The sequence below is a fragment of the Labrys sp. Lb11 genome, from assembly GCF_057554225.1.
This window is the reverse complement of sequence record NZ_BAAJOT010000003.1, coordinates 985,035-1,006,174: the sequence shown is the minus strand read 5'-3', so window position 1 is coordinate 1,006,174 and position 21,140 is coordinate 985,035. Positions and strand designations below refer to the sequence as shown.

General features: G+C 71.2%; 21 protein-coding genes. 11 read left to right on the top strand and 10 right to left on the bottom strand.

The genetic code is table 11. From position 1 onward, the window contains the following. Positions 1-7: 7 nt before the first annotated feature. A complete protein-coding gene (locus AC27L4_RS14480; RefSeq protein ID WP_487142943.1) occupies positions 8-640 on the top strand; it encodes a response regulator in 633 nt (210 codons plus the stop codon). Positions 641-645: 5 nt separating this feature from the next. Here AC27L4_RS14480 and AC27L4_RS14475 read toward each other — a convergent pair whose 3' ends face one another. The 7 genes from AC27L4_RS14475 to AC27L4_RS14445 all read right to left on the bottom strand — a co-directional run bounded on the left by AC27L4_RS14475 (position 646) and on the right by AC27L4_RS14445 (position 6,475). Continuing rightward, positions 646-1,308, bottom strand: a complete 663-nt coding sequence (locus AC27L4_RS14475) for a sulfite oxidase-like oxidoreductase (protein ID WP_487142905.1) — start codon at positions 1,306-1,308, stop codon at positions 646-648. A 62-nt stretch (positions 1,309-1,370) separates the two neighbouring features. Continuing rightward, positions 1,371-2,036 (bottom strand): MarC family protein, encoded by a 666-nt coding sequence (locus AC27L4_RS14470; protein ID WP_487142904.1) that lies wholly within the window; start codon positions 2,034-2,036, stop codon positions 1,371-1,373. A gap of 118 nt (positions 2,037-2,154) precedes the next feature. Beyond that, the gene (locus tag AC27L4_RS14465) at positions 2,155-2,466 is read right to left on the bottom strand and encodes a cupin domain-containing protein (RefSeq protein WP_487142903.1); all 312 of its coding nucleotides are present in this window, start codon (positions 2,464-2,466) and stop codon (positions 2,155-2,157) included. Between the two features lie 211 nt (positions 2,467-2,677). Further along, positions 2,678-3,817, bottom strand: coding sequence for an N-acetylglucosamine-6-phosphate deacetylase (gene nagA / locus AC27L4_RS14460; RefSeq protein ID WP_487142902.1), 1,140 nt, complete (start codon positions 3,815-3,817; stop codon positions 2,678-2,680). Beyond that, positions 3,817-4,842, bottom strand: a complete 1,026-nt coding sequence (locus tag AC27L4_RS14455) for an SIS domain-containing protein (RefSeq protein WP_487142901.1) — start codon at positions 4,840-4,842, stop codon at positions 3,817-3,819. The genes nagA and AC27L4_RS14455 overlap by 1 nt, the downstream gene beginning before the upstream one ends. Continuing rightward, the gene (locus AC27L4_RS14450) at positions 4,839-5,603 is read right to left on the bottom strand and encodes a GntR family transcriptional regulator (protein ID WP_487142900.1); all 765 of its coding nucleotides are present in this window, start codon (positions 5,601-5,603) and stop codon (positions 4,839-4,841) included. The genes AC27L4_RS14455 and AC27L4_RS14450 overlap by 4 nt, the downstream gene beginning before the upstream one ends. Then, positions 5,600-6,475: a glucosamine kinase nucleotide-binding domain-containing protein gene (locus tag AC27L4_RS14445; protein WP_487142899.1), complete on the bottom strand. Its 876-nt coding sequence runs from the start codon at positions 6,473-6,475 to the stop codon at positions 5,600-5,602. Before AC27L4_RS14445 ends, AC27L4_RS14450 begins: the two co-directional genes overlap by 4 nt. Before the next feature lie 265 nt (positions 6,476-6,740). Here AC27L4_RS14445 and AC27L4_RS14440 point away from each other — a divergent pair, with 265 nt between their 5' ends. The 10 genes from AC27L4_RS14440 (at position 6,741) to AC27L4_RS14395 (ending at position 17,020) form a co-directional block, all read left to right on the top strand. Beyond that, entirely contained in the window at positions 6,741-7,667 is a 927-nt protein-coding gene (locus tag AC27L4_RS14440) for an N-acetylmuramic acid 6-phosphate etherase (RefSeq protein ID WP_487142898.1), read from the top strand. 42 nt (positions 7,668-7,709) lie between these two features. Next, positions 7,710-8,978: an ABC transporter substrate-binding protein gene (locus AC27L4_RS14435; RefSeq protein WP_487142897.1), complete on the top strand. Its 1,269-nt coding sequence runs from the start codon at positions 7,710-7,712 to the stop codon at positions 8,976-8,978. A 418-nt stretch (positions 8,979-9,396) separates the two neighbouring features. Continuing rightward, entirely contained in the window at positions 9,397-10,326 is a 930-nt protein-coding gene (locus tag AC27L4_RS14430) for a carbohydrate ABC transporter permease (protein ID WP_487142896.1), read from the top strand. 10 nt (positions 10,327-10,336) lie between these two features. Further along, positions 10,337-11,176, top strand: a complete 840-nt coding sequence (locus AC27L4_RS14425; protein ID WP_487142895.1) for a carbohydrate ABC transporter permease — start codon at positions 10,337-10,339, stop codon at positions 11,174-11,176. Positions 11,177-11,199: 23 nt separating this feature from the next. Continuing rightward, positions 11,200-12,225 carry a Gfo/Idh/MocA family oxidoreductase gene (locus AC27L4_RS14420; RefSeq protein ID WP_487142942.1) on the top strand — a complete coding sequence of 342 codons (1,026 nt, stop codon included), beginning with the start codon at positions 11,200-11,202 and terminating at the stop codon, positions 12,223-12,225. A gap of 14 nt (positions 12,226-12,239) precedes the next feature. Beyond that, positions 12,240-13,241, top strand: coding sequence for an ABC transporter ATP-binding protein (locus tag AC27L4_RS14415; RefSeq protein ID WP_487142894.1), 1,002 nt, complete (start codon positions 12,240-12,242; stop codon positions 13,239-13,241). Between the two features lie 29 nt (positions 13,242-13,270). After that, positions 13,271-13,876 (top strand): demethoxyubiquinone hydroxylase family protein, encoded by a 606-nt coding sequence (locus AC27L4_RS14410; protein WP_487142893.1) that lies wholly within the window; start codon positions 13,271-13,273, stop codon positions 13,874-13,876. A 125-nt stretch (positions 13,877-14,001) separates the two neighbouring features. Beyond that, a complete protein-coding gene (locus tag AC27L4_RS14405) occupies positions 14,002-14,769 on the top strand; it encodes a GntR family transcriptional regulator (protein WP_487142892.1) in 768 nt (255 codons plus the stop codon). A gap of 44 nt (positions 14,770-14,813) precedes the next feature. Next, the gene (locus AC27L4_RS14400; protein WP_487142891.1) at positions 14,814-15,611 is read left to right on the top strand and encodes a class I fructose-bisphosphate aldolase; all 798 of its coding nucleotides are present in this window, start codon (positions 14,814-14,816) and stop codon (positions 15,609-15,611) included. Next, positions 15,608-17,020, top strand: coding sequence for an FGGY family carbohydrate kinase (locus AC27L4_RS14395; RefSeq protein ID WP_487142890.1), 1,413 nt, complete (start codon positions 15,608-15,610; stop codon positions 17,018-17,020). Before AC27L4_RS14400 ends, AC27L4_RS14395 begins: the two co-directional genes overlap by 4 nt. Positions 17,021-17,032: 12 nt before the next feature. Here the strand turns inward: AC27L4_RS14395 and AC27L4_RS14390 are convergent, their stop codons facing one another. Genes AC27L4_RS14390 through AC27L4_RS14380 form a run of 3 tightly spaced genes read right to left on the bottom strand, consistent with a single transcriptional unit; the run spans position 17,033 to position 20,898 of the window. Next, entirely contained in the window at positions 17,033-18,625 is a 1,593-nt protein-coding gene (locus AC27L4_RS14390; protein ID WP_487142889.1) for a sensor histidine kinase, read from the bottom strand. Continuing rightward, positions 18,622-19,326 (bottom strand): response regulator transcription factor, encoded by a 705-nt coding sequence (locus AC27L4_RS14385; RefSeq protein WP_487142888.1) that lies wholly within the window; start codon positions 19,324-19,326, stop codon positions 18,622-18,624. Before AC27L4_RS14385 ends, AC27L4_RS14390 begins: the two co-directional genes overlap by 4 nt. 33 nt (positions 19,327-19,359) lie before the next feature. Then, entirely contained in the window at positions 19,360-20,898 is a 1,539-nt protein-coding gene (locus AC27L4_RS14380; RefSeq protein ID WP_487142887.1) for a DUF4153 domain-containing protein, read from the bottom strand. Between the last annotated feature and the right edge of the window lie 242 nt (positions 20,899-21,140).

The following is a 21,140-nucleotide window of genomic DNA, read 5'->3' as shown; positions in this document are numbered from 1 at the left end:
GTCGATCATGCTGGTCGACGACCATCCGGTGGTGCGCGAGGGGTATCGGCGGCTGCTGGAGCGGCAGTCGGGCTACCGTGTCGTCGCCGAGGCCGAGAATGCCGCCGACGCCTACCGCGCCTATCGCGAGACCGCGCCGGATCTGGTGATCATGGACCTGTCGCTGCCCGGCCCGGGCGGGCTGGAGGCGGTGCGCCATATCCGGCAATGGGACCGCAAGGCCCGCATCCTGGTGTTCACCATGCACCAGGGCGCGGCCTTCGCGCTCAAGGCCTTCGAGGCCGGGGCGGCGGGCTACGTCACCAAGAGCAGCGCCCCGGACGAGCTGATCGGCGCGGTCGAGCAGGTGGCGCGCGGCGGGCGGGCGATGAGCCAGGACATCGCCCGCGAGATCGCCGGCGAGCGCCTGTCGAGCCGGCAATCGCCGCTGGAGGAACTGGCGCCGCGCGAGGTCGAGATCCTGCGCATGGTCGCCTCCGGCCTTGCGGCCGAGGCCATCGCCGACGCGCTCTGCCTCAGCCTGAAGACGGTGCAGAACTATCACTACCAGATCAAGGCCAAGCTCGGCGCCCGCACCGACGCCCACCTGGTCTGGCTGGCCATCGGCACCGGGCTGCTGCGCAACGACGAGCCGGGGTGAGGGGCTCAGTCCGAATAGCGCTCTTCCAGCCAGGGATCGGCGTGGTTGTGATAGCCCCGCACCTCCCAGAAGCCCGGCCGGTCCTCGGATATGAACTCGATGCGCTCGAGCCATTTCGCGCTCTTCCAGAAGTAGAGGTGCGGCACCACCAGCCGCAGCGGCCCGCCATGCTCGGGCTCCAGCGGCCGGCTCTGCCAGCTGTGCGCCAGGATGGCGCCGTCGGCGGCGAAGTCCTCCAGCGCCAGGTTCGTGGTGTAGCCGTCATGGCTGTGCAGCACGACGAAGCGGGCCTCCGGGCCGGGCTGCACCGCCGCCAGCAGGTCGCGGGTCGAGACGCCGTCCCAGGCGTTGTCGTAGCGCGACCAGGTGGTGACGCAGTGGATGTCGGAGACGTCGCGGCTCTGGGGCAGGGCCTGCATCCCTGCCCAATCCCAGACGGCGGGCCGCTCCACGGCGCCGGTCACACGCAGCCGCCAGCGCTCCAGGGGCACGACGGGCTGCTCGCCGAGGTCGAGCACCGGCCAGCCCTCGACCAGATGCTGGCCGGGCGGCAGGCGTTCCGCCCCGGCCCGGGTGACGCGGCCGGTGAGGAAACGGCCCTCGCGCGCCCAGCGCTGCTTGGTCTTCGTCAGTTTCGTGGGCGCGGGCGTGTCTGCGTCGTCGGTCATGGCGGCCTCTTCCGCTTGGGGCGTTCGGAAATCCCTCGGGCGTGCCCGCCCGAGATAGGCTTTCACATCGACAGGTGGAAGGCTTCGGCGATGCCGGCGAGGATGATCTGCGTGCCGACGCACATCAGCAGGAAGGCCGACAGGCGCGCGACGATCTGCGACTGGGTGCGGCCCAGGAACATGGTCAGCGAATCGGCCCAGCGATAGGCGATCCAGATGATCACGGCGATCGCCGCCGCCGCTGCGGAGTTGCCGACGATGAAGCCGAACAGGTCGGCCGGGACGTGCGGCCGGTTGGCGCCGAGGGCGACCGCCACGGAGATCGTCCCCGGCCCGGTGGTGAAGGGCATGGTCAGGGGGTAGAAGGCGACGTCGCCGGAGCCGAGCGCATCGCCCGCCTGCTGCTGCTTGCGCTCGTCGCGCTGTTCGGGGGCGGAGAGCAGCTCCCAGGCGTTGATGGCCACGACCAGGCCGCCGGCGATGCGCAGCGCCGCCAGGCTGATGCCGAAGAAGCTGAGGATGTAGCTGCCCGCCCACAGGGCGCAGAGCATGACGATCGAGGAGTAGACGCCGATGCGGCCCGCCAGCGCCGCGCGCTGGGCATGGGTGCGGTCGGCGGTGATCTGGCTGAAGATGAAGGCGCCGCCGATCGGATTGACGATCGAGAACAGAGCGGACAGCGCCAGCAGGAAATTCGGGATGGCGTAGGACCAGTTGACCAAGCCCACGTCAGGCCTCCGCTGCGGCGCCGGCGGCTGCGGCCGCCGCGGACGGTACAATTAGCCGGGCGGATCCCGCAGCCGTCAAGCGGCGCCCACGCCGAATTCTGCGGTGTTCGCGATCGCCCTAAGCCAGCGCTTCCGGTCGCTTGACCTCGATCTCGACGAAGGCGATCGGGTGCGGCGAGCCGTTCATGACGTCGTGCTGGATGCCGGAGGGGCGCTGGTAGGACTGGCCGGCGGCGAGCGGCACGTCGGTCACCGCGGCGCCGTTGTGGACGCGCAGGATGCCGTCGGTCAGCATGACCACGAAATAGGGCCAGCCGTGCGTGTGCCAGCCGGTCGCGGCGCCCACCGCGAAATCCCAGCGCGTGATGCGCACGGCGTCGTCATCCTGCGAGACGGTGGGAACGGCGGGCACGTTGCATTGGAACGACATGGCGGGGAACTCTTCCTTCGGGTGGGGCGGGTGGAACCCCTCTCCCGCCGGGAGAGGGGCAGGTGGGGCTAAGCCTTTCAGGAAAAAGCCGAATCCTGGCGGCAGGGCTCGATCCGTCCAGCTTTGTTCCGGACCGTTTATATCCTTACCCCCGCGCCTCTCCCAGCGGGAGAGGGGGGCTCCGCACCCTTTATTTTGACGGTCTACGGCCTCACCCCACGCCCTTGATCCAGGTCCGCCGGGCCTTCAGCCCCTCGTCGAGATGCACGAGGTCGGCGAGGTAGCCGGCGGCGATGCGGCCCCTGTCGCGGTCGAGGCCGAGGAACTCGGCGGGATAGAGGCTGGCCATGCGCAGCGCCTCCTCCGGCGCGACGCCGAGATGGGCGACGGCGTAGCGCAGCGCCGCGTCCATCACCAGGTCGGAACCGGCGAGCGTGCCGTCGTCGAGCGTCAGCACCCCGTCGCGGCGCGTCACCCGCCGGCCGTTGAGGATGAAGACGTCGCCGGCGTCGCCGGCCGGCGGCATGGCGTCGGTGACCAGGAACAGCCGGCCCGGCCCCTGCTTGGCCGCCAGCGCCAGGCGGAGCGCGGTGGGATGCACGTGATGGCCGTCGGCGATGATGCCGCCCCACAGCCCGCCATGGGCCAGGGCCGCGCCGACCACGCCGGGGGCGCGGTGCTGCAGCTGCGACATGGCGTTGAACAGATGCGTGACGCCGCGGGCGCCGGCATCCGCCGCCGCCATCGCCGCCTCGCAGGTCGCGTCGGTGTGGCCGAGGCTGACGACGACGCCGCCCTCGACCAGGCGGCGGATCAGCCGCGGCGCGGCGTTCTCCACCGCCACGGTGAGCAGCAGCGTCTCCAGGCCGGCGCCGAGGATCAGGTCGACATCGGCGTCGGTGAGCGGGCGGATCAGCGCCGGGTCGTGCGCGCCCTTGCGCGCGACGGAGAGGAAAGGCCCTTCCAGGTGGAGGCCGGCGACGCCGGGCACGCCCTCGGCGATCGCCTGCCGCGCCGCCGCGATCGCCCGGCTCATGCCTTCGGGCCGGTCGGTGATGAAGGTCGGCAGCAGGGCCGTGGAGCCGAAGGGGGCATGGGCGGCGCAGAGCCGGGCGAGCGAGGCCGCGTCCGGCGTCTCGTTGAACAGCACGCCGCCGCCGCCGTTGACCTGGGCGTCGACGAAGCCGGGGGCCAGGACGCCGCCGGCGAGAGGCTCGCGCGGCATGTCGGCCGGCAGCTCCGCCACGGGCGCGACTGCGGCGATGCGCTCGCCGTCGACCAGCACGGCATGGCCGTCGAGGAAGCGCGAGCCGGTGAAGACCCGCGCACCGGTCAGGGCGGTGATGGGCATCAGACCGTCTCCGTTACCTTGCGCAGATGCGAGGGCTTGTCGGGATCATGGCCGCGGGCCCGCGCCACCGCCTCGGCCAGGCCGTAGAAGGAGGCGAGCATCAGCACGGGGTCGAGCAGCGGATGGCCGCAGGAGACGAAGGGCAGGCGGCCGGCGGCGGCCGGCCCATCCTCGGCGGCGAACACCCGGCCGCCGGCGGCGGCGAGCCGCCCGAGCGTGTCGCCCATGGCGGCATGGGCCGCATCGCCCGGCCGGAAGGCCAGCACGGGGAAGCCGGGGCCGAGCAACTGCAGCGGGCCATGCATCACCTCGGCGCCGCTGAAGGCCTCGGCATGCAGCACCGCGGTCTCCTTGAGCTTCAGCGCCGCCTCGAAGGCCATGGGCAGGGACGGGCCGCGGCCGACGACATAGGCCGACTGCGCCGCCTGCAGCACGGGCAGGGCCTCGCTCCAATCCGCCGCGACGGCGCCCTTCAGCGCCGCCGGCAGGCGGCGCAGGGCGTCGCGCAGGGCGCCGTCGTCGGCCCATTCGGCGATCAGCGCCGCCAGCACGACGCAGGAGGACAGGAAGGTCTTGGTGGCGGCGACGCTGTTCTCGACGCCGGCATGCAGCGGCAGCACCGCGTCGGCGCCGGCGGCGAGCGGCGAGTCGGCGACGTTGACCACCGCGATCGAGAAGGCGCCGGCCTTGCGGGCGGCCGCCTGCAAAGCGACGATGTCCGGACTCTTGCCCGACTGGGACACCGAGACCACCACCGCGCCCTCGAGCCGCAGCGGCGCGGCATAGATCGAGGCGACGGACGGGCCGATCGAGGCGACCGGCACGCCGAGCAGGATCTCCAGCACATATTTGAAATAGGCGGCGGCGTTGTCGGAGGAGCCGCGGGCGCAGGTCACGACGACACGCGGCTGCAGCGCCCGGAGCCGGGGGCCGAGCGCGGCGAGGGCCGCGCTCTCATGGTCGAAGAAACGGGCCACTGCCTCCGGCGTCTGCCGGATCTCGGTGGCCATGGCGGTCAAGGTCATGGGTCTCGCCTCAAAGTCAGTTCCGCTACGAAGTCATAGGCATCGCCCCGGTACCAGGACTGGGTGAACTCGGCCGGGGTGCCGTTTTCCAGATAGGACAGGCGCTCGATCGCCAGGGCCGCGGCACCGGGGGCGACGTCGAGCAGGGCGGCGTCCTCCGCCGAGAGGTTGGCGGCGCACAGGCGCTGCAGCGCGCGCACCGGGCGCACGCCCCGGGCCGACATCACCGCATAGAGGGAATCGGTCACCAGCGCCGGGTCGGGCAGGTGGCGGCAGGGAATGGTGGCAAGCTCGATCGCCATCGGCACGCCGCCCGCCAGGCGCAGGCGCTTGAGCCGGCTGACCGTCTCGCTGGGCGAGAGGGACAGGCGCATCGCCTCCTGCGGGGAGGGCAGGGAGACCTCGCGGCCGAGCCAGCGCACCGTCGGCTCCAGGCCGCGCAGCCGCATGTCCTCGCTGAAGGAGGTGAGGCGCGACAGCGCCTGCTCGACGCGCTGGGGCGGGGCGGCGACGAAGGTGCCGGAGCCCTGGCGCTGTTTCAAAAGGCCATCCTCGACTAGGCCGGACAGGGCCTTGCGCACGGTGACGCGTGACACCGAGAAGGCCTCGGCGATGTCGCGCTCGCCCGGCAGTGCGTCGAGCGGCTTGAGGTCGCCGCGCCGGATCGCGGCCTTGATGCGGTCCTGCAGCCTGAGATAGAGCGGCGCCGGGTTGTCCGCCGACAGGCCGTCGGCGCCGAGAATGCTGGCGATCCGGGTCATCGCGTCCGTCTCCGGCGGGCGAGGGCGAGGGCGCCGTCGAGGGCGTCGCCCTGCGGCTGCACCAGGAGCGGCGCGAAGCGCTCCGGCAGCCAGGGCCGGTAGGGCGCGGCGAGGCCGCCCATCAGGGCGACGCGGTCGGCGCCGAGCGCCGCGAGCCGGTCGATCAGGCGGCCGACCGCGGCCACCGCCTCGTCGATCAGGGCGACGGCGACGATGTCGTCCCGGCTGCGATGCTCGAACACCAGGGGCGCGAAGCTGCCATAGTCGCGCGGGGTCGCGGTCTTGCCCCAGATCACCGCCTCGGACGGATCGTCGGAGAAGCGCGTCATCACCGCCCGCGTCAGGGCCGAGCGCGGCGCCAGGTCGTCGGCGGCCAGCACCGCCGCCCGGACGGCGGCACGGCCGAGAATGGCGCCGGAGCCGTCGTCACCGACGGCGAAGCCCCAGCCGCCGACCGCCGTGGCACGGCCCTCGACCAGGGCCAGGCCCTGCGAACCCGTGCCGAGGATCAGGATGGCGCCGTCGCGGCCGCCATGGGCGCCCAGGCAGGCGACGACGGCGTCGGAGGCGATGGCGACGCTGGCATAGTCGAAGGGGACGGCCTCGATCGCGGCGGCCAGGCTCGGCACGTTGGCGCCGGCCAGGCCAAACCCCGCATGCACGCGGCCCGCCACGCCCTCGTCCAGGCCGGCGGCCTGGATCGCGGCTGCTGCCGCGGCCCGGATTGCGACCGCGGCCGCCTCGGCGCCGAGCGTCGTCAGGTTCGACGAACCGGCGAGGCCCTCGCCGAGCACGCGGCCGGCTTCATCCGTGAGCCGCGCCCGGCTGGTGGTGCCGCCGCCGTCAATTCCCAGATAGAGCGCTTCGGCCATGAGTGTCTCTCCGATCTCGACAATACCAATATAAACCAGTTTGTAAATTGCGAAAATGCGCCGCCCCGGGCAATCGCGGCTACCCTGCCTGAAAGGCAATTTCAGCGCGCTGATTTCCACGCATTTTGAGTGAAATTCACCCGAAGCGAGCCGAGCGGGGTGTTCTGCCGAATATTCACAAAGGCGTTAAAAAAGGGATTGACGAAAGGTCTTATATTGGTACTATCCGCCTCGTTCTCAACCAGACCGGCAGGGCGATGGGCGGATGACGGGGCAGCGGACCGAGGAAGCGAGCGACAGCTATCGCGGCATCGACGCCTGGCCGAGTGCCGAGGCCCTGGCCGCGATGGTGGCCGCCCAGCGCCAGGCCGTGGAGTCGGTCGGCGCCGCGGTGCCGGTGCTGGCCGCCGCGGGCGAGGCCGTCGCCGAGCGCCTGCGCCACGGCGGCCGGCTCGTCTATGCCGGGGCCGGCTCCTCCGGCCTGCTGGCGCAGGTCGACGCGCTGGAGCTGCCGGGCACCTACGGCATCGCCGCCGACCGGGTGCCGGTGCTGCTCGCCGGCGGCCGCGGGGCCCTGTTCGAGATCCCCGGCGGCGCCGAGGACGACGAGGTCCAGGCGCGGCGCGACGTCGACAGCCTCGACGTCGGCCGGGCCGACGCCCTGGTCGCGGTGTCCGCCAGCGGACGCACGCCCTATGCGGTCGCGGCGCTGCGGCGGGCCGCCGAGCGCGGGGCCCTGACCATCGGCATCGCCTCCAACGCCGGCACGCCGCTGCTCGACGAGGCCGACCATGCCGTGCTGCTGGCGACGCCGCCAGAGGTGATCGCCGGCTCGACGCGCATGAATGCCGGCACCGCGCAGAAATGCGCCCTCAACATGCTCTCGACCCTGGTCGGGATCCGCCTCGGCCACGTCTATGACGGGCTGATGGTCAATCTGCAGGTCGACAACGACAAGCTGCGCCGCCGCGCCGCCGGCATCGTCATGCGGGCCGCCGGCGTCGGCGAGGAGGCCGCCGCCGCGGCGCTGGAGGCTTCCGACGGCAACGTCAAGACGGCGATCGTCCTCGGCGCCGGCGCGCGCAGCGCGCAGGAGGCGAGGGCGCTTCTGGAAAGTCGCGGCGGGAACGTGCGGGCCTGCCTCGCCGAGCTCGCAGCACCGCATCGGCGGACGGGCCAGGGCTGGTCCTAACCGCCGGATATCCAACGAAACGAGAGGACTAGGGAGACCCTCATGAGCATGACCACCATCCGCAGCCTGATCCGCGCCTCCGTCTGCGTGGCGGCGCTCGGCCTCGGCACCGCGGCCCGGGCCGAGACGACGCTGACCATCGAGAGCTGGCGCAACGACGACCTGTCGATCTGGAACGAGAAGATCATTCCGGCCTTCCAGAAGGCCCATCCGGACATCAAGGTGGTGTTCCAGCCGGTGGCGCCGACCGAGTACGACGCGGCGCTCGGCGCCAAACTGGCCGCCGGTACCGCCGGCGACATCATCGCCTGCCGTCCGTTCGACAAGTCGCTGCAGCTGTTCCAGAAGGGCAACCTGACCTCGGTCAACGACATTCCGGGCGTCGACAAGTTCAGCGCCGTGGCCAAGGCCGGCTGGTCGACCGATGACGGCAAGACCACGTTCTGCGTGCCCGTCGCCTCGGTGATCCACGGCTTCATCTACAACAAGGAAGCCTTCGACAAGCTCGGCATCCAGCCGCCCAAGACCGAGGACGAGTTCTTCGCGGTGCTGGAGAAGATCAAGGCCGACGGCACCTACACCGCGCTCGACCTGGGCACCAAGGACCAGTGGGAAGCGGCGACGATGGGCTACCAGAACATCGGCCCGACCTACTGGAAAGGCGAGGAGGGGCGTCTGGCCCTGATCGCCGGCAAGGAGAAGCTGACCGACCCGCAATGGGTCGAGCCCTTCAAGGTGCTGGCCCGCTGGGCGCCCTACATGGGCGACGGCTACAAGGCCCAGGCCTATCCAGACAGCCAGACCCTGTTCACCCTCGGCCGCGCCGCCATCTATCCCGCCGGCTCCTGGGACATCGCCCAGTTCAACGCCACGCCGGACCTGAAGATGGGTGCCTTCCCGCCGCCGGTGAAGAAGGCGGGCGACCCCTGCTACATCTCCGACCATGTCGACATCGCGCTCGGCATGAACGCGGCCTCGAAGAACGCCGAGGCGGCCAAGACCTTCCTGGCCTGGACCGCGACGCCGGAATTCGCCGAGATCTACTCCAACGCCCTGCCGGGCTTCTTCAGCCTGCAGCCGGGCAATGTCGAGCTGAAGGACCCGATCGCCAAGGAGTTCGTCTCCTGGCGCGAGACCTGCAAGCCGACCATCCGCTCGACCTACCAGATCCTGTCGCGCGGTACGCCCAACCTCGAGAACGAGACCTGGGGCGCCGCCGCCAACGTGCTGAACGGCACGGAGACCCCGGAGGCCGCGGCCAAGCGCCTGCAGAGCGGTCTCGACGGCTGGTACAAGCCGGCGGCGAAGTAGGACGCGACCGCCGCCCCGCTTCCAGCCGGGAACGGGGCGGCCCATAGACGCCACATGCCCTGGACGGGAGCTCTCCCGTCCATCTTCGCGCCCCCCGGGCAGCGTCTCGTGGCCCTCGCCGCGGCTGGTTTGGCATCGCAATGCAAATCAAGGCCGGCTCGGGTGCTCGACTGCAGGCAGGTTCTGGAGAGCCTGTTCGGGGAGGGCCGCCGTGAATGCCGGCCGGAGCCGCGATGCGGCGCCGCGCCGTGGCCGCAGCAGATGGACCCTGCCGTCGCTGCAACATGCCTGACCGATCGACGACAATGCTATCTTGCGAAAGATCTCACCGGACCGCCTCCCGGCGGCACGGATCGCGGTCCCGCAGCTTCGTTCCACCCGGTCCCCACCTCACCGCCTCGCCGAAAGGATGCGGTCCATGTCCGACATCGAGACGCCGAAGCGCCCGCGGCGCTGGCATATCCTGGTATTCCTGGCGCCGGCGGCGCTGGTCTACACCGCCCTGATGATCGTGCCGCTGGCCGACACGCTGCGGCTGGCCCTGTTCCGCTCGGTCGACAACGCCCAGATCTTCGTCGGCCTCGACAATTTCAAGGTACTGTTCCTGGACGGGCGCTGGTCGGCGAGCTTCTGGAACGCGCTGCGCAACAACGTGTTCTTCTTCATCGTCCACATGCTGATCCAGAACCCGATCGGCATCGCGCTGGCGGCGATGCTGTCGGTGCCGAAGCTGCGGGGCGTCGCCTTCTACCGCACCTCGTTCTTCCTGCCGACGATGCTGTCCTTCGTCGTGGTCGGCTTCACCTGGAAGCTGATCCTCAGTCCGATCTGGGGGGTGACGCCGAGCCTGCTCAATCTCGTCGGATTGAAGAGCCTGTTCGGTCCCTGGCTCGGGCAGGAATCGACCGCGCTGCTCACCCTGTCGCTGATCTCGGTGTGGCAATATGTCGGCGTGCCGATGATGCTGATCTATGCGGCGCTCCTGTCGATCCCGGAGGAGGTGGTCGAGGCGGCCGAGCTCGACGGCGTCACCGGGCCCTCGCAGTTCTGGAAGATCAAGCTGCCGCTGATCCTGCCGACCATCGGCATCTGCTCGATCCTGACCTTCGTCGGCAACTTCAACGCCTTCGACCTGATCTATACGGCCCAGGGCGCGCTCGCCGGCCCGGACTTCGCCTCCGACATCCTCGGCACCTTCCTCTACCGCACTTTCTTCGGCTTCCAGTTGCAGCTCGGCGACCAGAACATGGGCGCGACCATCGCCACCATGATGTTCCTGATCATCCTGAGCGGCGTGGCCCTCTACCTCTTCGTCATCCAGCGGCGGATGCGCCGCTACCAGTTCTGAGGAGCCCGACATGAACCGCGCCCGTTCCTCGCCCGTCAACACGGCCCTGATGCACCTGGCCCTCGGCGGCTACACGCTGATCTGCCTGGCGCCGATCGCGCTGGTGATCATCAACTCGCTGAAGACCCGCGCCGCCATCTTCGGGGCGCCGCTGACGCCGCCGACGCCCAAGACCTTCGACCTCGTCGGCTACGTCACGGTGCTCGGCCAGGGCGACTTCCTGTTCTACTTCCTCAACAGCCTGATCGTCACCATGGGCTCGCTGGTGCTGGTGCTGCTGTTCGGCGCCATGGCAGCCTTCGCCCTGTCGGAATACCGCTTCCGCGGCAACACGCTGCTCGGGCTCTACATGGCGCTCGGCATCATGATCCCGATCCGGCTCGGCACCATCGCCATCCTCAACATCATGGTGGCGACGAACCTGGTGAACACGCATCTCGCCCTGATCCTGGTCTACACGGCCCAGGGCCTGCCGCTCGCCATCTTCATCCTGTCGGAGTTCATGCGCCAGGTGTCGGGCGACCTGAAGAACGCCGCCCGCATCGACGGCCTGTCGGAATACGCCATCTTCTTCAGGCTGGTGCTGCCGCTGGTGCGCCCGGCCATCGCCACGGTGGCGGTGTTCACCATGATCCCGATCTGGAACGACCTGTGGTTCCCGCTGATCCTCGCCCCGGGCGAGAGCACCAAGACCGTGACGCTCGGTGCCCAGGTCTTCATCGGCCAGTACGTCACCAACTGGAACGCGGTGCTGGCGGCGCTGACCCTCGCCATCCTGCCGATCCTGGTGCTGTACCTCATGTTCTCCCGCCAGCTGATCCGTGGCCTGACCGCAGGAGCCGTCAAGTGAGCCGTCCTCTCCGCACCTTCGTCATGGGACTGGGCCAGATGGGCCTCAGCCACGCGCTCGCCTACCACGCCAATCCCGGCTTCGAGATCGTCGGCCTCGGCAACCGCACGCCGGTCGCCCTGCCGGACGCCCTGCAGGCCTATCCCCGGATGGCGACGTTCGAGCAGGGCCTGGCGCTGAAGCCCGACCTGGTCTCGATCAACACCTACACCGACAGCCATGCCGACTTCGCGGTCGCGGCGATGGAGGCCGGCGCGCATGTCTTCGTCGAGAAGCCGCTGGCCCCGACCGTGGCCGAAGCCCGGCGCGTGGTCGAGACCGCCCGCCGCACCGGCCGCAAGCTGGTGATCGGCTACATCCTGCGGCACCACCCGTCCTGGGTGGAGTTCATCCGCCTCGCCCGCGAGCTCGGGCCGCCCTACGTCATGCGCATGAACCTCAACCAGCAGTCCTCGGGGAGTGCCTGGGAGATCCACAAGCGCCTGATGCAGAGCACCTCGCCGGTGGTCGACTGCGGCGTGCACTATCTCGACGTGATGCTGCAGATCACCGATGCGAGGCCCGTGCAGGTGCGTGGCATGGGCGTGCGGCTGTCGTCTGAGGTCGCCGAGACCCAGGTGAACTACGGCCACCTGCAGGTGCTGTTCGAGGACGGCTCGGTCGGCTGGTACGAGGCCGGCTGGGGGCCGATGATCTCGGAGACCGCCTTCTTCGTGAAGGACGTGATCAGCCCGAAGGGCTCGGTCTCGATCGTCATGGACGAAGGCGCCCGCTCCGCCGACATCGACACCCACACCAAGACGGCGACCATCCGCGTCCATCACGCGGCGCTGACGGAGGGCGGCCGGTTCGAGAGGCCGGACAGCCTGGTCTCGATGCAGGGCGAGCCCGGCCACCAGGATCTGTGCGACAGCGAGCAGGCCTTCGTCCTCAGCGCGATCCGCGAGGACATCGACCTGACCGGCCACATGAACGATGCGGTGCGCTCGCTTGAGATCGCGCTCGCCGCCGACCTTTCCATGCGCGAACGCCGCGCCATCGATCTCTAAGGGGGAGACGGACAATGGGCTCGCTGGCTCTGGAATCCATCAGGAAGTCGTTCGGCCAGGTCGACATCATCAAGGGGGTCGACCTTTCGGTCGCGCACGGGGAGTTCGTCGTCTTTGTCGGACCGTCGGGCTGCGGCAAGTCGACCCTGCTGCGCATCATCGCCGGTCTGGAGGAGCAGACCTCCGGCCATGTCCGGATCGAGGGCAAGGTGGTCGACGTCACGCCGCCGGCGAAGCGGGGCATCGCCATGGTGTTCCAGACCTATGCGCTCTATCCGCATCTGACCGTGCGCAACAATATGAGCCTCGCCCTGCAGCAGGAGGGCGTCGCCAAGGCCGAGATCGACAAGCGCGTCGCCGCCGCCACGACCATGCTGCGCCTGGAGCCGCTCCTGGAGCGGCGCCCGGCCGAGCTCTCCGGCGGCCAGCGCCAGCGCGTCGCCATCGGCCGGGCGGTGGTGCGCCAGCCGAGCCTGTTCCTGTTCGACGAGCCGCTCTCCAACCTCGACGCGGCGCTGCGCGTCGCCACCCGCATCGAGATCGCCAAGCTGCATCGGCTGCTCGGCGCGACCATGATCTACGTCACCCACGACCAGGTCGAGGCGATGACGCTGGCCGACAAGATCGTGGTGCTCAACGGCGGCCTGATCGAGCAGGTCGGCCGGCCGCTGGAGCTCTACCACAGCCCGGCCAACCTGTTCGTCGCCGGCTTCATCGGTTCGCCGACCATGAACTTCGTCACCGGCGAGCTGGCCAGCCGCACCGGCGCCGCCACGATCGGCGTGCGGCCCGAGCACCTGGCGATCGCGGCGGACGGGGCCTGGCGCGGCAAGGTCACCCATGCCGAGCACCTGGGCGCCGACACCATGCTCTATGTGGAATCGCCCGACCTCGGCCTGCTCACCGTGCGCACCGGCGGCGACGAGCCGCACGGCGTCGGCGACACGGTGGCGGTGACCCCGATCGACGGCAAGGTGCATCGCTTCGACGCGGAGGGACGGCGCAAGGCGGCGTGAGGGCCTGAGGCGATGTCTCGGGGATGGCCATGACCGACGACGTCGAGCGGATCCGACGGCTGTCGCCGCGCGATGCGCTCACCGTCGCCCGCATCGTCAGGGTCAATCATGCCGGCGAGTTCGGCGCGATCCGGGTCTACTCGGCCCAGATCGGGCTGGCGCGCCGGTTCTGGCCGGACTGCGTGCCGGCGCTGACCGAGATGCTCGGGCATGAACGTGAGCATTGCGCGCGCTTCCAGGCGGCCATGCCGGCCCGCAATTCCAGACCCTGCCGCGTGATGCGGTTCTGGGGCCATGGCGGCTGGCTGCTGGGTTTCCTGACCGCGCTGCTCGGCCGCCAGGGCATCTGGGCCTGCACGGCTGCGGTCGAAGCAGCCGTGCACCGCCATCTCGACGACCAGCTCCATTTCCTGGAGCAGCGGGACGCCGCGCTTCATGCGCTGATCCTGTCGATCCGCGAGGAGGAGCTGGCGCACCTGCAGCACGCCGAAGGCCAGCTCCGCTCGCCCGGCCCGCTGCTGCGCTGGCTGCGCGGCATCATCTCCGTCGCCACCGACGTCCTGATCTGGCTATCGACCTGGGGAGACTCGTCCCGGATGGCCCGAGCCCTGGCCGCGGCGCGCCGGGACGGCTGACGGCCGCCACCTCGTTCCCGGCCGGCGTTCGCACCCGGTGCCATGCTCTCCATCCTCTCCGACTTTCCAGTTGCCAAGCCGTCGTCACGTCTGTACGTTCTGTACGTACAAAACGGGCAAGGCCTATGATCAGGCAGGCGCAGGGCATCGACCGCACATCGCCGGAACCCTATTACCTCCAGCTCTCCCGCCTGATGGAGGCTGAGATCGATGCCGGGCGCTATGTGCCGGGCGACCGGCTGCCGGGCGAGACGGAGCTGTGCCGCAGCTACGACCTGGCACGCTCGACCGTGCGCGAGACCCTGCGCAGCCTGCAGGAGAAGGGGCGGATCCGGATGGTGCCCCGCCGGGGCGCCTTCGTGATCGATCCGCAGCAGTCCGGCTGGCTCCTGCAGGTGGCGGAGGGGTTCTTCGAGGCGGAGGCCGATCTGCATGGCCGCGCGGTCGAGAGCCGCGTCATCGCCGCCGGACAGGCCGCGCTGCCGCCGGTCGCGGCGGAGGCCCTGGGCCTCGATGCGGGTCGGCCCGGCTATGTGCTGAAGCGCCTGCGCCGCCTGGACGGGCAGGCGGCCCTGGTTTCGGTCAACTACCTCCTGCCGGAGCTGGAGGGCGTGGTCGCCGCGAGCGGCTTGCTGCAGGGGCAGGGGTCGCTGAACCGGGCGTTGCGCGCGGCGGGACATGCGATCCACGGCGCCCGGCGCAGCGTCGAGGCCGTGGCGGCGACGGCCGAGCTGGCCGACCTGCTGGACGTCGACGCCGGCGTACCGCTGCTGCTCATCACCTCGGCGTCCTGGGGGCGGGACGAGCGGGTCTTCGACTACCACACCTCCTGGGTCCGCACCGACGTGGTCAAGGTCACGATCGAGGCGAGGGCGTCCATGCCGGACGCCTGACCGGACATCACCCATCCCATCGCAATCCCACTGGAGCACGCGCCATGGCCAAGGGCCGCCTTTCCACGAACTACCGGATGAACCGCATCTTCCGCGACGACCGCGCCGCGCTGGTCGTGCCGATCGACCACGGCCTTGTCTGGGGCCGCGTGCCGAGCCTGGAGGCGCCGGCCAAGGTGATGCGCCGCTTCCTCGGCGAGGACATCACCGGCTTCATGGTCTCTACCGGCATCGTCAAGGCGACCGAGGTGGATCTCGCCAGGGCCCCGGCCATGGCGCGCATCCTGGCGATCGACGCCTTCTGGCCGACCGGCGCTCCCGAGACCGGCACCGGCACGCTCGTCGCCTCGGTCGAGGACGCCGTCCGCCTCGGCGTCGACTGCGTCAAGCTGCTGCTGCCGTGGAACGTCGACGACAGGGAGAAGGTGCTCTACTGCCAGCGCATCGGCACCGTCGTGTCCGAGGCCGCGAAATGGGCGATGCCGGTGATGGTCGAGCCGGTGTTCCTGGCGGCGCCGCGCTCGCCGGAGATCATCGAGGCCGAGCTCGAGGTGGCGCGGGTCGCCTACGACCTCGGCGCCGACATCATCAAGATCACCTTCCCCGGACCGGACGCCACCGCCAAGCTGTGCGAGGAGCTGGACATCCCGATCGTGGTGGCCGGCGGTCCGCTCAGCGGCGACGCCCGCTCCACCCTCAAGGACGCCGAGGACGCCATCGCGGCCGGAGCCCAGGGGCTGGTGGTCGGCCGCAAGGTCTGGCAGCGGCCGCCGGCCGAGGCCGGCGAGGTCATCGCCGGCATGGCGGCGATCTCGCGCCGGCATTTCAGCCGCCGCTGGTGACGGCGAGGGCCGCGACCATGGAGCGGCTGCATTGCGGCGTCGACATCGGCACCACCAACCTCAAGGTGGTGCTGGTGGACGGGGCGGGGCGCTGCGTCGCCCGCGGCACGGCGCCGACGCCGCGCGTGCCGGACGGCGGCCGCGTCGCCACCGATGCGGCCGGGCTGGTCGGCCTGCTGGAGGCGATGATCGCCGCCGCCTGGCGGGACGCCGGACGGCCGGGGCCGCTGGCCTCGATCGCCACCACCGGCGTCGGCGAGGATGGCATCGGCGTCACCGCCGATCTCGTCCCGACCGGATTGTCGCTGCCCTGGTTCGACGATCGCGCGGCAGTGCAGGCGGGGGCCTTCGATCCCGCGTCGCCGGACACGCTCCGCGCCGGCCTCGCCGTCGATCCTTCCCGCACGGCCGCCAAATGGCTCTGGCTGCGGCAGAACCGGCCGGACGAACTGGCCGCGGCGCATGCCTGGCTGGCCCTCACCGACTATCCCGCCGCCATATGGTCGGGCCGCGCCTTCATGAGCGAGACGCTGGCGGCGCGGACCGCCTGCTTCGACATCTACGGGCGCAACTGGATCGCCGGCCTGCTCGAACGGGCCGGCGCGCCGCCGCTGCCGCCGGTGGTCGCGGCCGGGACGGCGATCGGCACGGTACGCCACGGCGCCCTCACGGCGGGCGGGCTCGCCGATGCGTCGACGCTGGTGGTGGCCGGCGGTCACGACCACCCCGTCGCCGCGTCCGCCATCCGCGGCCTGGACCAGCGGGGGCGCATCGACTCCCTCGGCACCGCCAACCTCGTCTACTGCGAGGCGGAGCGCGCCGCGCCGGGCCTCGATCCCTACCTCGCCTTCTCCGTGCCGGTGCGCGGGGGCAGGGGCGTCGCCTGCCTCGGCGTGTTCGAGCTTGCGGCCGCGCTCGCGCCGCTCGGCGACCTCACCGGGTTCCTGGCATCGCCGAGCCTGCCGGGCTCGCCCTCGCCGCGGCTGCCTCCGCCGACCGCGGCCGGCATCGCGGCGAGCGGAGACCGCCGCGCCGCCCTGGAGGCCTGCACCCTGTTCGCCCGGCGCATGCTCGAGGCGGCCGACGAGGCCGGGGCTCCGCCCGGCGCGATCCATGCCACCGGCGGGTGGAGCCGGTCGCGCGCCCTGGTCGAGCTGCGCGCCAGCGTGTTCGGGACGCCGGTCACCGTGATCGACGAGCCCGAGCTTGCCGCCGTCGCCGCCGCGCTGATCGGGGCGGAAGGGGCCGGAGCGCCCGCGCCGCTTGCCGCCGCCGGCCGCAGCCATGTCGTCGAGCCGGTGCCGGCCTGGGCGCAGGCCTATGACGCGGTCCATGCCGAATATCGCCCGCGGCTCGACGCGATGGTGGCGGCCGAGGCGGAGCGTACGCAGCTCCACGCCGGCGGCTGACGACCGGCAGTCCTATCCGGCGCGCGGCAGCCGGATGACGAAGGCCAGGCCCTGCTCCGCCTCCGCCAGCTCGATGCCGGCGCGGCTGGAGGCGAGCAGGGAGCGGACGATCGGCAGGCCGAGGCCTGTGCCGCCCTGGGGGCGGCGGGTGGTGAAGAAGGGCTCGAACAGGCGGTCGCGATCCGCGGCCGGCACGCCCGGGCCGTCGTCGCCGACATGGATCACCGCCGCCTCCGCCTGTGCCTCCACGGCGATGCGCACCGTCCGCGCCCCGGCCTGGGCGCTGTTCTCGACCAGGGTGGCGAGGGTGGATTCGATCACGTTTCCCGGCACCGCGACGTCGAGATCCGCCTCCGGCAGAGCGAGCATGACAGCCAGATCCTGGCTGCGCATGGCGTCGGCGACCCGGCGCAACGGCGTCGCCAGCGGCGTCGACACCGCGTCGCCGGCGACCGCCATGTCGGCGCGGGCGAGCTCCAGCAGCCGGGCGACGAGGTGCGACAGCCGCGCGGCGTCGGCGCCGGCATTGCCGAGGAAGCGCCGCCGCTCGGCTTCGCTCATGCCGGCACCGTGCTCCTCCAGGAGCTCCAGGGCACCGCGAATGCCCGAGAGCGGCGTCTTGAATTCATGGCTGACCGAGGCGGCGAAGTCGCGCAGGTAACGCGAGCGCCGGTCGATCTGCCGGGCCATCAGGCGGAAATTGTCGAACAGGGCGCGGATCTCGACCGCGGCGGTGGCCGGTGTCTCCGGCACCTCGACGCCGCCGCCGGCGACATGGCCGGTGGCGGCGGTGAGCTGCTCGATCGGCCGGGCGATGGCGCGCGACAGCAGCCCGGCGAGGCCGAGCACGGCGAGGAAGATCACGCCGACGCCGAGGGCGATCTTGCCGAGGTCGTCATAGATGCCGCGGAACAGCGCCCGCGGCGACCGCGACAGCAGGAGCACGCCGACGACCTCGTCGCCGACGCGGATCGGCCTGGCATGGTGGACGCGCAGCGCCGAGGCCCGGCTCAGCGTCTCGAAGGCGTAGCGCGGGACATAGTCGCCCTTGCGCCTGAGCACGGTCCCGGCCGTGCCGGCCAGGGCCGCCTCGACCTCCGGCACGCCGGCATAGCTCAACCCCTGGTCCTTGCGGCCGAGCACGACTGTGCCGGCCCGGTCGAGGATGCGGATCGAGGCGAGGGTGGTGCGGCCGGTGGCGGCGACGATCGGCGCCACGGCCCTGGCCGCCGCCAGGGCGGCCGGATCGGGCGGCGACCGCGGCGGGGCGGCGTCGGGCCGCTCGGGCAGAGTCGCCATGGCGTTGAGGTCGATGGTCAGCGGCTCGGGGGTGTAGGGCTCGGCGCGGCTCGCCGTCGGCTCGGGGGGGACGGCATCCGTCGCCGCGGGCCTAGGCCAAGCCTCTGCGAAGGCGGCGCCGAGGGCGGCGGCCTGGGCGATCAGCTGTGCCTCGGTCTGGCGCACCAGCACGTTCTCGTAGACGCGCAGGAACACCGCGCCGAGGCCGGGCATCGCCGCGGTGAACAGCAGCACCCCGAACAGGATGGCGCGCAGGCGCATCGCCGGCCAGCGCGCCTTGATCCAGGCCTTGGGGCCGTCGCTCACGCGCCGTCGCCGAGGCAGAGGCCGATCCGGTAGCCGATGCCCGGCCGCGTCTCGACGGCGTCGTCGCCGCCGAGCGCGGCGAACTTCTGGCGGATGTGGCGGATATGGCTGTCGATGGTGCGGTCCGTGACCGCAAAGCCCGGGCCGTGCAGGCGGTCGATGATCTCGTCGCGGCTGAACACCTTGTTCGGCGCGGCGGCGAGGATGCGCACGAGCTGGAATTCGGTGGCGGTCAGGGCCACCTCGCGGCCGGCCCAGGCGGCGTGCCAGCCGGCCGGGTCGAGCCTGAGCCGGCCGCGCAGGATCGGCTCGGCTGCCGGCTCGCCCGCGGCCCTCGCCCGGGTGCGCTTCAGGATGGCGCCGATCCGCGCCACCACCTCGCGCGGCGAGAACGGCTTGACCACATAGTCGTCGGCGCCGAGCTCCAACCCGAGGACGCGGTCGATCTCGTCGTCGCGCGAGGACAGGAACAGCACCGGCAGGTCGCCGGCGGCGCGCAGCCGGCGGCAGACCTCCAGCCCGTCCATGCGTGGCATGTTTATGTCGAGGACGACGAGGTCCGGCCGCTCGCGCTCGACCGCGGCGAGCGCCGCCTCGCCGTCGCCGGCCTCGCGCGTCGCCATGCCGGCCTTGGCCAGGGCGAAGACGAGCAACTCGCGGATATGGGGATCGTCGTCGACGATCAGGACGGTGCGGGACATCGGTCCATCCATGTCACTGCGGCCGGGCCGATGTCAAAACTCCTCGTAGTCTGGGCAGCGACGGGCCTCGTCGCTGACGTCGGCGCCGCCCGGCGCGGCATCGATGGCGACCTGCGCGGCCGCGAGCCGCCGGGCGTCGCGCCAGGTCCAGCTCCGCCAGTCGGCCTGGGACCGCGCCAGCTTGATCGCCGCCAGGTTGCGGAAGCCGCGGACGCGGTCCTTCAGGCCGTCCGGGATCGCCTCGCCTTCGAGCTCGATCAGCGGACGCAGCGCCGAGGGACCGAGCCGCCAGAGGTAGCACAGGTCGAGCGACACGCCCCGGCCGCCGACCTCGCGGTTGTATCGCACGTTCCAGGCCGCGGCGGCCTCGCCGAGGTCGGCGAAGCTGCAGACGACGAGCACGCCGAGGGCGGCGGCGGCATTGGCGTTGATCAGCCAGGCGCTGCTCTTGCTCCGGGCGATCTGCCAGCAGATCAGGAGGAGGCCGACCGCCACCAGGACCATCCAGATCAGCGCCGCCAGGCGTAGGCTGGTCATCGAATAGGCCTCGATATAGTCGAGTGTCCGCAGGATGCTGGAGGCGACCAGGAAGACATTCTGGCCGATCCACAGATAGACCAGCCGGCGCAGGGCCGGTCGCCCCGCGCTCTGCGAACCCGGCCGCAGCGCCACCAGCACGATGAGGCCGGCGAGGAGGGCGGTGACGATCAGCGGATAGGCGCCGCGATGGGCGTAGTCGGCCAAGGTGACGCCGTCCGGCAGCGGCGCGCCGCTCCACAGGAAGGCTATGTCGAGCAGGTTCTGCACGGCGAACAGGGCGTTGAAGGCGAGCAGCGACAGGCCGACCGACAGGGGCGCAAGGCCGGGCAGGGCCGGCGTGGCGCGGCGGCCCCAGGCCGGCGCCTTCGACCGGATGAAACGCGTCGGCCGTAGCATCGTCCAGACCAGGGCCAGCATCACGATCCAGAACGTGACGCGCCCGGTCGTCAGCCGTGCCAGGGGCTGATTGGGATCGAGGTTGACCAGCATCGCCTCGATCAGAGGATTGGCGCGGGCGAACAGCATCAGGAAGACGACGCTTCCGATCACCGGCAGGGCCAGGATCGGCACCACCCGGGAGAGGCCGCCGCCGCGGCGGCGACGCAGCCGGTGCAGCATCGCCGCATCCCACACCAGCGACGGCAGGCCGCCGACGGTGTGGAGCGACAGCCGCGCTAGCCAGCGCCCGGCATGGTCCCAGCGCGTGAAGCGCGGCGCCAGTGCCGCGACGCCGAGAGCGAACCAGAACAGGACGAGGGCGAGCGGCCCGGGGGCGTCAACGAGACTCGCCGCCATCACGCCGGCGGCGGCCAGGGCGAGCAGCGCCCGACGGTCATGGCGCAGTGCCGGCCGCGTCGCCAGGAGCGCGGCGATCCAGGCGACGGCGAAGCCGCCGACGGTCGAGCCGCCGCCTCGCTCGAAGAACAGCCAGTCGGCCAGTGCGATCAGGGCGAAGGCGACGCCCACCTTGATCAGGAAGCTGGCGCGCAGCGGCAGGGGGCGGTCGGCGGCGATCAGGGACGGCAGGGTCATGGGGGCTCCTCTCGTGACGGAGAGGACGATGCGCCGCCGCGATGCAGGGGTGATCGGGGGACGATGGGCGAGCGATGTCGGAGATGTGCAGGTTTCGTGCAGAGGCGCATCGCGCCCTGGTCTCCTCCGGTCCATTGGCGACGGGTGGGGGTATCGGCCTCGGATCGAGGCTTGCCGCTGCCTGCCGGCGCAATCGTTTCCACGGCAAGAAGCGGAGTTTGGCAAAGACGTCTCGCGCGTAG